This window comes from Roseateles sp., from assembly GCF_031397715.1.
Taxonomy (GTDB): domain Bacteria; phylum Pseudomonadota; class Gammaproteobacteria; order Burkholderiales; family Burkholderiaceae_C; genus Paucibacter_A.
The window spans coordinates 1-14421 of sequence record NZ_JANNMI010000026.1 but is presented as its reverse complement, the minus strand read 5'-3'; the positions used below and the strand labels follow the sequence as shown (position 1 = coordinate 14421).

The window sequence follows — 14421 nt, the reverse complement described above, 5'->3', positions numbered from 1 at the left end:
CCTGGTGAAGCAGGCCTTGCCGTTCGGCACGGTGCTGACGCTGCCGGCCACCGGCTCCGAAATGAACAGCGGCGCGGTCATCACCCGCAAGGCCACGCACACCAAGCTGCCGTTCATGAGCGCGCTGGTGTTTCCGCAGTTCTCGGTGCTGGACCCGACCAAGACCTATACCTTGCCACCGCAGCAGATTGCCAACGGCATCGCCGATGCCTTCGTGCACACGCTGGAGCAGTACCTGACCTACCCGGTGCAGGGCCTGGCGCAAGACCGCTTTGCCGAAGGCCTGCTGCAGACGCTGGTGGAAATCGCCCCCAAGGCGCTGGCCGAAGTGCCCGACTACGACAGCCGCGCCAACTTGATGTGGAGCGCGTCGCTGGCGCTCAACGGCCTGATCGGCGCCGGTGTGCCGCAGGACTGGGCCACCCACATGATCGGCCACGAGCTGACCGCCCTCTACGACATTGACCACGCGCGCACGCTGGCGATCGTGCTGCCGCCGCTGCTCAATCTGCAGCGCGAAACCAAGCGTGCCAAGCTGCTGCAATACGCCGAGCGCGTCTGGGCCATCACGGACGGCAGCGATGCGCAGCGCATTGACCAGGTGATTGAACGCACGCGCCAGTTTTTTGAAAGTCTTGGCATCAAGACCCGTCTGTCCGACTACGGCCTGGGGCCGGACGCGGTCGATGCCGTGGTGGCGCAGTTGGAGGACCACAACATGACCCGCCTGGGCGAGCACCAGGACGTCAGCCCGGCGGTCAGCCGCGCCATCCTGGTGGCTGCGCTCTAAGCCCTTTAGCTTTCCTACATTTCATCCAAACCAAGGAATCCCCTGTGAAAAAACTGCTGTCTCCCCTCAAAGTCGGTCACCAGACCCTGAACAACCGCGTCGTGATGGCGCCGCTGACCCGTTCGCGGGCCAGCCAGCCTGGCGATGTGCCGTCGGCGCTCAACGTTGAATACTATGCCCAGCGCGCCACGGCCGGCCTGATCGTCAGCGAAGCCACGCAGGTCTCGCGCCAGGGTCAGGGTTACGCCCTCACGCCCGGCATCTACACCGACGCGCAGGAGGCCGGCTGGACCGACGTGGTGCAGGCGGTGCACGCGCAGGGTGGCCGCATCGCGCTGCAGCTCTGGCATGTGGGCCGCATCTCGCATTCGTTGCTGCAGGAAAACGGCGCCGCCCCGGTCGCGCCCTCGGCGCTGATTGCCAAGGGCGCCAAGTGCTTTGTGATCCAGCCCGACGGCAGCGCTGAAAACGTGCCGACCGAAACCCCGCGCGCGCTCAACACGGACGAGTTACCCGGCATCGTCGCGCAGTACCGCCAGGCCGCCGTGCGCGGCAAGCGCGCCGGTTTTGACTTTCTGGAAGTGCATGCGGCCAACGGCTACCTGCTGCACCAGTTTCTGTCCACCAACAGCAACCAGCGCACCGACGCCTATGGCGGCACGCTGGAAAACCGCGCCCGCCTGACGCTGGAAGTGCTGGACGCCGTGATCGCCGTAATCGGTGCTGACAGCGTCGGGGTGCGCCTGTCGCCCCACTTTGTGGCGCACGACATGGCCGACGCCGAGGCCGAAGCCAGCGCCCTGTATCTGGCCCAGGCGTTCAGCGCGCGCGGCATTGCCTACCTGCACATTGCCGAGCCCGACTGGGCCGGTGGCCCCGAGCTGAGCGACGCCTTCCGTGGGCAAATCCGCGCTGCCTTCAACGGCACGCTGATTTTCTGCGGCGGCTACAGCGCCGCCGAGGCCGAGGCCCTGATCGAGCAAGGCGTGGGTGACGCGGTCGCGTTTGGCCGCCCCTACATTGCCAACCCCGATCTGGTGGAGCGCTTTCGCCAGGGCGCCGAGCTCAATACCCCGGACCGCGCCACGTTTTACGGCGGCGGCGCACACGGATATACGGATTACCCCACACTGGACCTGCAGGCCGCCTGAAGCACGGGTTTCAATTTGCTACTGAATGAATAGCTAAGAGCGCCCGTATTGCTTGCGCCAAAGCCCTCTTTATTATCAAAGAGGTGTTTGGCAGCGATTTTGTTGACATGGACAGCCCGCCCTGCTGCGGCAGCGGCGGCGCCACAAAAGGAAACAATATGAAAATTCTGATGGTTCTCACCTCACACGACCAACTCGGCAACACCGGTAAAAAAACCGGTTTCTGGCTGGAAGAATTCGCCGCGCCTTACTACGCGTTCAAGGACGCGGGCGCTGACGTCACGCTGGTGTCCCCGCTGGGCGGCCAGCCGCCGCTGGACCCCAAGAGCGACGAGCCCGATTCGCAGACCGACGCCACGCGCCGCTTCAAGGCCGACGCCGCCGCCCAGGCCGCACTGGCCAGTACCGGCAAACTCGCTGAGGTGTCGGGCGCCGGCTTTGACGCGCTGTTTTACCCCGGCGGCCACGGCCCGCTGTGGGACCTGGCCGAAGACGCGGCGTCGATCCAGCTGATCGAGAGCATGGCGGCCGCCGGCAAGACGGTGTCCGCGGTCTGCCATGCACCCGGCGTGCTGCGCCACGTCAAGGCCGCCGACGGCTCGCCGCTGGTGCAGGGCAAAAAAGTCACCGGCTTCACCAACACCGAAGAAGCCGCCGTGCAGCTGACCGACATCGTGCCCTTCCTGGTGGAGGACATGCTGGTGAGCAACGGCGGCCACTACAGCAAGGCTGCCGACTGGGCGCCTTACGTGGTGGTTGACGGCAAGCTGATCACCGGCCAGAACCCGGCCTCGTCAGAGCCGGCGGCGCAGGCCGTGTTGCGCCAATTGAAGGGCGGCTAGGAGCCCGGCCTGAAGGCGTACTCAACCAGGGGCGGCGCGCGCCGCGCGCCCTCTCTCAACCGAATAAGAAGGAAACCATGGCCTACCAAAGCACCAACCCCTTCAACGGAAAAGTCCTGCAAACATTTGAGCCGATGGACGCGGCGCAGCTGGAAGCCGCGCTGCAGCTTGCTTCCGACTGCTTCAACAAGGACTGGCAGGGCAAGTCCTACGCCGAGCGGGCGATCATCCTGGCGCGCGCCGCCACGCTGATGCGCGAGCAGGCCCAGCCGCTGGCTGAGCTGATCACCGTCGAGATGGGCAAGCTGATCGCGCAAAGCCTGGGCGAAGTCGCGCTGAGCGCCGCCATCCTGGACTACTACGCCCAGCATGCCGAACGCTTTCTGGCGCCTGAGACGCTGGCCACGGCTCGCGGCGAGGCGTTGGTGGAAAGCTGCCCCGTCGGCGTGCTGTTCGGCGTGGAGCCGTGGAACTACCCCTACTACCAGATCGCCCGCTTTGCCGCGCCCAATCTGATGGCCGGCAACGTGGTGATGGTCAAGCACGCCTCCAACGTGCCGCAGTGCGCGCTGGCTTTTGAGCGGCTGATGGTGGAAGCCGGCGCGCCCGCAGGCGCTTACACCAACCTGTTCATCTCCAAGGACCAGGTCGCGCAAGTCATCGACGATCCGCGTATCCGCGGCGTGGCGCTGACCGGCAGCGAAGCCGCCGGCGCCGTGGTGGCGGCACGGGCCGGGCAGAACCTGAAAAAGACCACGATGGAACTCGGCGGCAGCGACGCCTTCATCGTGCTCGAAGACGCCGACCTGGACCGGGCCGTGAAAAGCGCCGTCAGCGGCCGCATGGGCAATTCGGGCCAGGCCTGCACCGCGTCCAAGCGCTTCATCGTGGTTGAAGCGCTGGCCGACCGCTTCCTGGAAAAGTTCCAGGCGGCGATGCTCAACTTTGCGCCCGGTGATCCGCTTGACAAGCAGACCACGCTGGCACCGTTGTCGTCCGCTGAAGCGCTGGACAAGCTGCTGGGCCAGGTGCAGCGCGCAGTGGCCGGCGGCGCCCGCGTGGTGATGGGCGGCAAGCGGATTGAGCATGCCGGCGCCTTCATGCAGCCCACCATCCTGACCGACATCAGCGCAAGCAATCCGGCCTACAAGGAAGAGTTCTTCGGCCCGGTCGCGCTGTTCTTCCGGGTCGCCGACGAAGCGGCGGCCGTGGCGCTGGCCAACGATTCGCCGTTTGGCCTGGGCGGCTCGGTGTTCACGCAGGACATCGAGCGCGGCAAGCGGCTGGCGCGCCAGATCGACACCGGCATGGTGTTCATCAACGCGCCTGCCTCGTCGTCGCCGGAGCTGCCTTTTGGCGGCGTCAAGAATTCCGGTTATGGCCGCGAGCTGTCGGGCGCGGGCATCCAGGAATTCGTCAATAAAAAGCTGATTCGCGTGGCGTGAGCAAGCGCTACGCAGGGCTCATCAACGCAGCCACCACTCTGACTGCGGTGCAGCGCCTGCGCGCGCGCCTGGGCGGCGACGCCTCGCTGGTCAAGGCGCTGCTGGTCGGGCTGCTCGCCGTGCTGTTGCTGCTGGCCTTTGTGGTGGGCGGCGCCGAGGTCATGGAGGGCGACACGCGCAGCTTTGATGTGTACCTGCTGCAGCGCGCGCAATCGCTGCGGGCCGGCCATCCGTGGCTGGCCGCCATCATGCGCGACTTCAGTGCGCTGGGCAGCACCGCGGTGATGACGCTGTTCACGCTGATCAGCGTCGGCTACCTCACGCTGGTCTCGGCCCGGGTCACGGCGCTGCTGGTGGCCACGTCGGTCTGCACCGGCGCCGTCTTTGTGCAGATTCTCAAGGCCGCTTTCGGACGCTTGCGCCCGGAGGCGGGTTTTGCGGATCTGGTGGCGACCGGCCTGAGCTTTCCGAGCGGCCACACCAGCATGTCTGCCATTGTTTTTCTGACGCTGGGCGCGCTGATCGCCAGCACGCGCAGCCGCGTGCCCGAGCGCCTCTACGTCCTGGCGGCGGCCGCGCTGCTGGCGCTGCTGGTCGGCGTCAGCCGCGTCCTGCTGGGCGTGCACTGGGCCACCGACGTGCTGGGCGGCTGGGCGTTTGGCGCCGCCTGGGCCATGGCCTGGCTGCTGCTGGCGCGCTTTTTGCGCCAGGACCCGCCGGCCTGACGGCGCAATACCAGCATCGGCTGGACCTGCTCATCAACATTTCAAGAATTCCACGCCTTGCCATGCTCAATACCGATTTTTCCGAACGCGCCGTCGTCAATACCCTGGCCGCACCGTGGCAGGCGTCCCCCGTCGCGTTGGTGCAGCGCCGGCTGATTGAGCGCGACGGTGGCGAGGTCGCGCGCGCCACCTCCATCGTCCGCTATCTAGCGGGCGCGCGTTTTCAGTCGCATCTGCACGCGCTGGGCGAGGAAATCCTGGTGCTCGAAGGCCAGCTCTCGGACGCCCAGGGCGACTATGGCCCGGGCACCTACCTCAAGAACCCGCCGGGCTCCAGCCACGCGCCGTTTTCAGACAAGGGCTGCACGCTGCTGGTCAAGCTGCGCCACCTGGACCCGCGCGACCAGGGCCGGGTGGTGGTTGACACCGCCCACGCCGCCTGGTTTCCTGGCATGGTGCCGGGCCTGTCGGTGCTGCCACTGGCGGGCTTTGAAGGCCAGCACACTGCCATGGTGCGCTGGGCGCCCGGCACCTTTTTCAACCCGCACCGGCACCACGGCGGCGAGGAAATCTACGTGGTCGAGGGTATTTTTGAAGACGAGAACGGCCGCTACCCGGCCGGCACTTGGCTGCGCAGCCCGCACCTGAGCCAGCACCAGCCGTTCAGCCGCGAAGGCTGCCTGATTTTCGTCAAGACGGGGCATTTGCCGGTGGCGGGATGAGAGCGCCGGTGCCACTTCTCCAGCCCGTGCTGCGCTGCATCAACGCGGCGCCAGAAAGGCCTGTAAGTTTGATCGGATATGGCGAATCTCAGGGTTCTCCCGCCTACACTCCCTGGCGCTCGAATGGCGCTTGCCGCTCAAAGAGGGATGCCATGGACCAGCCTTCAACGCCAACTCAAGTCTTGCAGGCCTGGTTGGCCGCACACCAGCCCGGTGCGGTGCTTGACGGTATTCCGGTGCCTGTGTTGCTGGAGCATTTTCTGCAAACGCAGGCCAGCGGCTCACCCGCTGCCCAGCATGAATTGAAAGTGCTGGGCGTGCTGGTCACGCATTTGTTGGCGCGCCTGCAATACGATATCGCCGGCTTCCCAGCAAGCGCCATGGCCGTCTTGCAGCAGCAAAAAAAGGCCTTGGTCGACATGCACAAGGCCTTGAGCGAGTTGCAGAATTGTTTGCAGACGCTGCTTTCACGCAAAGACAACACGCCCAAGCTGCGCTTGCTTGCAGCGGGGCGGCCGATGTCGTGGCAGCGCACCCACGCTATTTTGCATGCGCGTGCGCTGCGTGCTTGAATCAGCCGCGACCGTGCAGCTTGGCATGCACGCGGCGCGTCGCCCGCCACACCGACCACAGCACCAGCGGTATCAATAATCCCACCGCGATTTCAGGGTTGAGCGGCACACCGGCCGACTTCAAGGCCTTGGCACCGTAGAGCAAGAGGCTCACCACGTAGTAGGAAATTGCCGCGATGGAGAGACCCTCCACCGTGGTCTGCAAGCTCAGCTGCAGGTCCTGCCCGCGCGTCAGCTTGGCCAACAACTGGTGATTTTGTTGCTCGGTGGCGATATCCACCCGGGTGCGCAGCAGCGCGCTGACCCGCTCAATCCGCTGCGACAGCGACGCCAGCCGGCCGGCGGTGGCGGCCACCGTGGCGATTGCCGGTGAAAGCCGGCGCTGCATGAACGCGCCCAAGGTCTGGGTGCCCGGAATCGGCTTTTCGCGCAGCTCGGCAATCCGTTGGCGCACCAGCGTGTCATAGGCCTGGGTGGCGGCGAAGCGGTAGGCATGCTCGGCGGTGGCGCGCTCAACGCCGGCGGCCACATGGATCAAGGTGTCGAGCAGCTCACCCTCGGAGGCCAGCTTGCCTTCGAGTTTCAGCGTCACAGCGGCCAGACCCGCCTCGGCCTGCGCCAGCACCGGCGCGATCGCCTTGGCCACCGGCAGGCCGCGCAGGGCCATCAAGCGGTAGACCTCCAGCTCCAGCAAACGCTGCGAAACCCGGCCCATGCGCGTTGGGCTGGTGCCGGGTGGTGCAATCACCAAGATGCGCTCGAAGCCGCTGGGCAGCAGCCGGAAGTTGGTCACCACCATCGAATGGCCGCCGCTTTCGGCATTGCCCATCATGGACGCCACCACGCTGCGCCCACCAAACCATTGCTGGCCGAGTGCCAGCACCGCTTCGGGGCGGCTGATGTCATGCTCCAGCATCACCAACTTGACGGCGGCCACCGTGCGGCCGGGCAGCTGGCGCAGCCAGTCCGGGTCCACCAGCGAAGCGCTCAGCAGCTCCGGCTCGCTCGCACCCAAGAGGGCCCGGGTGGGCAGCGGCTGGACGACGGCGTAACGCGTGAACTCGCTGTGGCGCTCCCACTTGACCGTATGGCCCGCGCCGCGCAGGCGCAAAAAATTGCCCTGCATCGCGTCCACCTGCAAGTCCTCAAAGCCGGGCAGGCGGCGCAGATGCTCGCACTCGGCCTCGCGGCTGATGCCCTCATTCAGCACCGCCACGCTGACGATCAAGGCCGGCAGACGGATGCGCGCCGACGGGCGGGCATGCACCTCGTTGTGCAACTCATAACGCAGCGCGTCATCGGGGGGGAGGTGGCTGGCGGCGATGTCGTTGGAGCTCATGTCGTTGGGTGGATAAAAAATAGAAAGCTTGCAAATGTTGTGCCAATAAAGTTGCGCCAATAAAACATGAGCGCCCCGGCTTCCAAGCCGGAGCGCTCATATCCCGCCTCAAACTGCGTTCAAGCCGACTGCTCAAGCCGACTGCTCAAGCCAACTGCTCAAGCCAAATTACGCAGCTCCCGCAACGCCACCGACAGCATCGCCAGATCAACGCCCTTGGCCTCGCTCAATTCGCCCAGCAGCTTCTGCGCACGCTCCAAGGCAGCCTGGTTGAGCGCGGTCCAGTCGGCCAGCAATTCGTCCGAGCTTTGTTGCGTGCCGCCTTGCCCCAACACGTCCAAGGCAATGGCGCGTTGCAGGCCGGATAAATCATCGCCCAGCGCCGCCTTGGCCTGGGTTTGCCAGTAGCTGTCGATGGGCAGGGCGTCGATCTGGGTGCGCAAGCGCTCCAGGCCCAGGCGCTGACCGAGCTTGGCATGGACCTCGCAAACGACCGCCAGCGGATGCTGGGTGGCGTCGGCGATTTCGGCAATATCAAGCGCCGCGAACAGCTCCTCGGCGTGGCTGACGTCGCGCGCAATGTCGATGGGAACACCCGCGGCGACCCGGGCCGAGGCGCGCGCCGACAGCTCGTTTTGCTCAACCAAAGTGGCCCGCAAGGCCTCGACCGCCGGCACAAAGCGCTGGATGACCTGCTCCATCGGCTCGGCCAGCCGGCGCGAGCGCAGGAACCATTGGGTGGCATGCGCCCCCAGCCGACCCAGCTCGTCGATCATGTCGGCCTGCACCTCGTCGGCGACCTGGTTGTCCAGCGCCTCGATCTTCAGCCACAGCGGCACATAGCCGAAGACCTCGCGGGTGGCCAGGTAGGCGCGCACGATCTGCGCTGGCTTGGCACCGCTGGATTCGCTCAAGCGGTGCACAAAGGTCGACCCGACCCGGTTCAACATGCTGTTGAGCACATGGGTGACGATGATTTCGCGCTTGAGCGGGTGGCGCGGGATGTAGGCCGCGAACTTTTCGCGCAGCAGTGCGGGGAAGTAACGCTCTACCGCCGTGCCAATCCAGCCGTCTTCGGGCAGGTCGGACGCCATCAACTCATCCGACAACCACATCTTGCTATAGGCCAGCAGCACCGCCATCTCGGGGCCGGTCAGGCCCAGACCGCGGGCCTTGCGCTCCTTGATCTGGTCATCGGTGGGCAGAAATTCGATCGCCCGGTTCAGGCGCCCGGCCCGCTCCAGGAAGCGGATGAAGCGGGCCTGCTGGTCGATCAAGGCCGCGCCCTGGCGGCCGGCGATCGACAGCGCCTGGGTCTGGAAGTAGTTGTCACGCAGCACCAGCGACGCGACCTCGTCGGTCATCTGCGGCAGCAAGATATTGCGCTGCTTCAGCGTCATCTCACCGTCGCCCATGGCCAGGCCCAGCAAGATCTTGATATTGACTTCGTGGTCGGAGGTGTCGACGCCGGCCGAGTTGTCGATCGCGTCGGTGTAGATGCGCACGCCGGCAAGTGCTGCCTCGACGCGCCCGCGCTGGGTGCAGCCGAGGTTGCCGCCTTCGCCGACGACCTTGCAGCGCAAGTCGGAACCGTTGATGCGAATGGCGTCATTGGCACGGTCGCCGACATCCGCATGGGTCTCGCCGGCCGACTTGATGTAGGTGCCGATGCCGCCGTTGTAGAGCAGGTCGACGGGGGCCTTCAGAATCGCGCTGAGCAGCTCGTTGGGGGCCAGAAGGTCGGCCGTGATGCCGAGCACGGCCTGCGCCTGCGGCGAAATCGGGATGGCTTTTTCTGAGCGCGACCAGACGCCGCCGCCGGCCGAAATCAGCGCCGTTTCATAGTCGGCCCAGCTGGAGCGCGGCAGCTGGAACAGGCGCTCGCGCTCGGCGAACGCGATGTCGGCCTTGGGGTTGGGGTCGATGAAGATATGGCGGTGGTCAAAGGCCGCCAGCAGGCGGATATGCGGCGACAGCAGCATGCCGTTGCCGAACACATCGCCCGACATATCGCCGACGCCGACGACGCTGAATTCCTCGCTCTGGGTGTTGACACCGAGCTCGCGGAAATGCCGCTTGACCGACTCCCAGGCGCCGCGTGCGGTGATGCCCATGGCCTTGTGGTCGTAGCCGACGCTGCCGCCCGAGGCAAAGGCGTCGCCCAGCCAATGGCCGTATTCCAGGCTGACCGCGTTGGCGTAGTCGGAGAAGGTGGCCGTGCCCTTGTCGGCGGCGACCACCAGATAGGGGTCGTCCTCGTCAAGCCGCACCACCTGCGGCGGTGGCAGCACTTGGGCGCCGGCGTAGTTGTCGGTCAAATCCAACAGCGCACGCAGATAGTCCTGGTAGCAGCTGATGCCTTCCTTCATGAAGGCTTCGCGGTCGGACTGCGGGGGCGCTTTTTTGAGTACAAAGCCGCCCTTGCTGCCGACGGGGACGATGACGGTGTTCTTGACCATCTGCGCCTTCACCAGGCCCAGCACCTCGGTGCGGAAGTCTTCCGGCCGATCCGACCAGCGCAGGCCGCCACGGGCGACCTTGCCGCCGCGCAAATGGATGCCCTCGAAGCGCGGCGAGTAAACCGAGATTTCATACAGCGGCCGCGGCTCCGGCAGGCCGGGGACCTTGGCCGAATCGAGTTTGAAGCTCAGGAAACTGCGGCGCGGGCCGGGCGCACCGCTGTGGCCGATGCCGGTGCGCCAGAAGTTGGTGCGCAGCGTCGCCTGCATCAAGGCCAAGAGCTGGCGCAGCACGCGGTCTTCTTGCAGATTGCTGACCTTCTCCAGCGCTTTCTCGATCCCGTTGACTTGGGCGTTAGCGCCGAGCGTGTCGTGGGCCACCGGGTCAAAGCGAAGTTTGAACAGCGTCACCAACATGCGGGCGATGCGCGGGTGTGCCGCCAGCGTGGTCTCGATGGTGGCTTGTGACAGCGCAAAGCCGATCTGGCGCAGGTATTTGGCGTAGGCGCGCAGCACGACGATTTCGTCATTGGCAAGACCGGCGCGCAGCACCAGGCGGTTGAAGTCATCGTTCTCGACCTCACCGCGGAAAACGCGTGCAAAACTGTCCTCGAACAGGCGCGCCAGGGCCTCGGGCTCGATGTCGTCGGAAACCGTGGCTTGCAAGTCAAAGTCGTGCAGCGACACCACATTGCCTGCGCCATCGGCATCAAGAATGCGGTGGTTGTGCTCGCCCATGACGCGCACACCCATGTGTTCCAGCATCGGCAGGCTGTCGGACAGCACCACCGCTTGACCCAGGCGGTAGACCTTGAAGCCCAGCGTGCCCGGCTCGGCGCCGAAGGGCCGGTACAAGGCCAATGCCAGTGGCGACGCCGGCGTCAAGCCGTCCAGCTTGACGACATCGGGCACGGCCGCGCGCGCGCTGACGCGCTCGCGGTAGCCGGCGGGGAAGCCCACCGCCCAGCGCTTGAACAGGACGAGGCCGCGCGCCTCGCCCTCGGCGTCGATCAGGGCGTCGCGCAGGTCATCGTCCCAGCGGCGCGCGGCGGCGGTCAGGCGGGCCTCGACCTCCTTGCGGTCAAACACCGGCACCTGGCCCGGCGTGGTGCGCACGGTGAAGTGGATGCGCGCCAGCACTGCGTCGCTGAGCTGCACATCAAACTCGGCGCTGCTGCCGCTGAAGACCTGCATCAGGATGGCCTGGAACTTGATCCGCATATCGGTCGAGTAGGCCTCGCGCGGCACATAGACCAGGCAGCTGAAAAAGCGGTCAAACGGGTCGCGGCAGACAAACAGGCGTAGGCGCTGGCGTTCACCCAGGGCCAGGATGCCCAGGGCGGTCTCGAACAGCTCGTCGTTGGAGATCTGGTAGAGGTCGTCGCGCGGATAGGTTTCCAAAATATGCTGCAGCGCCTTGGCCAGATGGCCGCCCGGCGGCAGGCCGGCGCGCTGGGTGATGGCGTCAACCCGGCCGCGCAATAGCGGTGTCTCGGAGACGCGCGCGCTGTAGGCGGTGGAGGTGAACAGGCCGATGAAGCGGTGCTCGCCGATCACTTCGCCGGCCGCGTCATAACGCTTGATGCCGACGTAATCGGTGTAGCCGGCGCGGTGCACGGTGGAGCGGGTATTGGCCTTGGTGATGACCAGCAGCGGCGACGGCGCCCGGGCCAGCGCACGCGCATTGGCCGGCAGCATAGCGAAGCTGGTGGAGAGCTTCTCGGCCGATGTTTCGCGCAGCAGTCCGAGGCCACTGCCGGGCAGCAGGCGCAAGGCATCGGCGCCGCCGTCCTCACCCTGGGTGACCAGTTCATGGCAGCGGTAGCCGAGCAGGGTCATGTGGTCGTCGGCCAGCCACTGCAGGAAGGCCAGGCTTTCTTGCACTTCGGCCTTGTCCAGTGCAGCGGGTGCTTGCTCCAGCTCGGCGATGGTGGCGCGCAACTGGCCGACCATCGGCTGCCAGTCCTGCACTGCCGCGCGCACATCGCCCAGCACCCGTTCGATGCCGGCCAGCAACTCATGGCGCTGCTGCGCGTCAATGATGCGGTCAACCTCGATATGCATCCAGGATTCGCGCTTCAGTCCTGGCGATTCGGCGGCCTCGCTGCGTGGGCGGATCGAGGTCAGCTGGCCCTCGGCGTCACGCTCGACGCCGTAAATCGGGTGGATGATCAGATGCAGGGTGAGGCCCTGGCGGTTGATCTCGATGGTCGTGGTGTCGACCAGGAAGGGCATGTCGTCATTGATGATGTCGATCACCGAATGCCGCGAGGCCCAGCCGTTGTCGGCCACGCTGGGGCTCAAGACCCTTGCCAAGGTCTGGCCGGGCTGGCGCTTGGCGCCGAATTGCAGATGCGAGAGCAGGGCGCCGAGCAGGTCTTCCGGCGTGCGTGCCAGCAGGTCTTCGGCGTCAACACGGCGGAAATATTCGCGCCCAAAGCTGTCCAACATGACCCGTTGTTCGGGCGTTTGTTGGCGGGTGGCGGCCAGGGCCAACACCGCATCGATCCGTTCGCGCTGTAACGCGTTGAGAGGTTCCGTCATTGCTTGTCTCCGTGGATTTATGGACGCCACCAGGCTGTTGCCTTACGGCTCGTCTACCCGGGAGTGTGCCTCAGCGCCGTGCGGGCAATTGGCTTGGCGGTCTGAAAAATCCGTCTATATGCATTTTCAGCATTGGCTGTGTCGGTCGGCGATCCAGGCGTCGACCTTGCGGTCCAGCAACGCGACTTCGTCTGGCGATGGCGGCACTGCGCGTGCGCGATTTCCGACTTGATGGGTGGTAGCTACCAATACAACACACAGGCGCAGCGATACAAAGGGCGGCCCAGCCGCCGCAGGCCTTGCAGCAGGAGGCCAAGCGCCGGCATCCGCGGCTGCGCCGGCGCTTGATCGAGCCGCTGTTGAAGGGCTGAGCGAGCGCCGAGCTGACGGGCTCTAGAACAAATCCAGCACCGCGCCCGAGCTGGCGCTGGACGCGTTATTGGCGAACTTGGCCATCACGCCGCGGGTGTAACGCGGCGCCGGCGCCGACCAGCTGGCACGGCGGCGCGCCAGTTCGTCGTCGCTAACGTGCAGCTCCAGCAGCAGCCGGTGCGCGTCGATGGTGATGCGGTCACCTTCTTCGACCAGGGCAATCACGCCGCCCGCATAGGCCTCGGGCGCCACATGGCCGACCACCATGCCCCAGGTGCCGCCGGAGAAGCGCCCGTCGGTGACCAGGCCGACGCTTTCGCCCAGGCCCTGGCCGATCAGCGCGCCGGTGGGGGCGAGCATTTCCGGCATACCGGGGCCGCCCTTGGGCCCTAAGTAGCGCAGCACCATCACATCACCGGCGACGATCTTCTCGGCCATGATGGCGGCCAGCGCCGATTGCTCGTCCTCGAACACCCGCGCCGGGCCGCTCATCACTGGGTTCTTGAGGCCGGTGATCTTGGCGACACAGCCCTCGGGCGACAGATTGCCCTTCAGGATCGCCAGATGGCCTTCGGCATAGATCGGATTCGTAACCGGGCGGATGACGGTTTGGTCGGCGCGCAGATCGGGCACGTCGGCCAGGTTCTCGGCCACGGTCTTGCCGGTGATCGTCATCGCGTCACCATGCAGCAGGCCGTGTTTGAGCAGCTCCTTCATCACCGCCGGGATGCCGCCGGCATGATGCAGGTCGATGGCGAGGAACTGGCCGCTGGGCTTCAAATCGCACAGCACCGGCGTCTTGCGGCGCATGCGTTCGAAGTCGTCGATGCTCCACTCGACCTCGGCCGCATGCGCGATCGCCAGGAAGTGCAGCACCGCATTGGTCGAGCCGCCGGTCGCCATGATGACGGCGACGGCGTTCTCGATCGCTTTTCTTGTGACGATGTCGCGCGGCTTGAGGTCCTTTTTGACGGCCTCCACCAGCACGTTCGCCGCCTGCTTGACGCTCTCAGTCACCTCATCCTCGACGTTAGCCATCGTCGACGAATAGGGCAGACTCATACCCAAGGCCTCAAACGACGAGCTCATCGTGTTGGCCGTGTACATGCCGCCGCAGGAGCCGCTGCCGGGGATGGCGCGCTTCTCGATTTGAACGAAGTCTTCTTCGCTCATCTTGCCGGCCGAGAATTGACCGACCGCCTCGAACACGCTGACTATATTGAGGTCCTGGCCCTTGTACCTGCCCGGCAAAATGGTGCCGCCGTAGACATACAGCGCCGGCACATTGGCGCGCAACATGCCGATCATGCCGCCGGGCATGTTCTTGTCGCAGCCGCCGATCACCATCACGCCGTCCATCCACTGGCCGCCGACGCAGGTCTCCACGCAGTCGGAGATCACCTCGCGCGAGACCAGGCTGTACTTCATGCCCTCGGTGCCCATGGCCATGCCGTCCGAGA

The 14421-nt window shown here is 65.7% G+C and carries 10 protein-coding genes; 7 read left to right on the top strand and 3 right to left on the bottom strand.

The genetic code is table 11. The features are described from left to right. The 7 genes from RMO57_RS01270 to RMO57_RS01240 all read left to right on the top strand — a co-directional run. Positions 1–790: iron-containing alcohol dehydrogenase (locus RMO57_RS01270; protein WP_310383498.1), on the top strand; the 790-nt coding region annotated here is incomplete at its 5' end. A 44-nt stretch (positions 791–834) separates the two neighbouring features. Continuing rightward, positions 835–1941, top strand: a complete 1107-nt coding sequence (locus RMO57_RS01265; RefSeq protein ID WP_310383495.1) for an alkene reductase — start codon at positions 835–837, stop codon at positions 1939–1941. Between the two features lie 158 nt (positions 1942–2099). After that, positions 2100–2783: a type 1 glutamine amidotransferase domain-containing protein gene (locus RMO57_RS01260; protein WP_310383494.1), complete on the top strand. Its 684-nt coding sequence runs from the start codon at positions 2100–2102 to the stop codon at positions 2781–2783. Positions 2784–2860: 77 nt separating this feature from the next. After that, complete coding sequence (locus RMO57_RS01255) at positions 2861–4228, top strand: NAD-dependent succinate-semialdehyde dehydrogenase (protein ID WP_310383493.1); 1368 nt, start codon at positions 2861–2863, stop codon at positions 4226–4228. Continuing rightward, positions 4225–4953, top strand: a complete 729-nt coding sequence (locus RMO57_RS01250) for a phosphatase PAP2 family protein (protein WP_310383492.1) — start codon at positions 4225–4227, stop codon at positions 4951–4953. Before RMO57_RS01255 ends, RMO57_RS01250 begins: the two co-directional genes overlap by 4 nt. Positions 4954–5015: 62 nt before the next feature. Continuing rightward, on the top strand, positions 5016–5675 hold the full coding sequence (locus RMO57_RS01245) for a cupin domain-containing protein (RefSeq protein ID WP_310383489.1): 660 nt from the start codon (positions 5016–5018) through the stop codon (positions 5673–5675). Positions 5676–5827: 152 nt separating this feature from the next. Beyond that, positions 5828–6247, top strand: coding sequence for a hypothetical protein (locus RMO57_RS01240; protein WP_310383487.1), 420 nt, complete (start codon positions 5828–5830; stop codon positions 6245–6247). A 1-nt stretch (position 6248) separates the two neighbouring features. Here RMO57_RS01240 and RMO57_RS01235 read toward each other — a convergent pair whose 3' ends face one another. From RMO57_RS01235 to ilvD, 3 genes are all read right to left on the bottom strand, one after another. Then, positions 6249–7586 carry a DUF3422 domain-containing protein gene (locus RMO57_RS01235; RefSeq protein WP_310383485.1) on the bottom strand — a complete coding sequence of 446 codons (1338 nt, stop codon included), beginning with the start codon at positions 7584–7586 and terminating at the stop codon, positions 6249–6251. A gap of 158 nt (positions 7587–7744) precedes the next feature. Next, on the bottom strand, positions 7745–12589 hold the full coding sequence (locus RMO57_RS01230) for an NAD-glutamate dehydrogenase (RefSeq protein ID WP_310383482.1): 4845 nt from the start codon (positions 12587–12589) through the stop codon (positions 7745–7747). A gap of 393 nt (positions 12590–12982) precedes the next feature. Next, positions 12983–14421: dihydroxy-acid dehydratase (gene ilvD / locus RMO57_RS01225; protein ID WP_310383480.1), on the bottom strand; the 1439-nt coding region annotated here is incomplete at its 5' end.

Coding starts and splice junctions, on each gene's coding strand:
- RMO57_RS01260 (WP_310383494.1), top strand. CDS start 2,100: ATGAAAATTCTGATGGTTCTCACCTCACACGACCAACTCGGCAACACC.
- RMO57_RS01255 (WP_310383493.1), top strand. CDS start 2,861: ATGGCCTACCAAAGCACCAACCCCTTCAACGGAAAAGTCCTGCAAACA.
- RMO57_RS01245 (WP_310383489.1), top strand. CDS start 5,016: ATGCTCAATACCGATTTTTCCGAACGCGCCGTCGTCAATACCCTGGCC.
- RMO57_RS01240 (WP_310383487.1), top strand. CDS start 5,828: ATGGACCAGCCTTCAACGCCAACTCAAGTCTTGCAGGCCTGGTTGGCC.
- RMO57_RS01235 (WP_310383485.1), bottom strand. CDS start 7,586: ATGAGCTCCAACGACATCGCCGCCAGCCACCTCCCCCCCGATGACGCG.
- RMO57_RS01230 (WP_310383482.1), bottom strand. CDS start 12,589: ATGACGGAACCTCTCAACGCGTTACAGCGCGAACGGATCGATGCGGTG.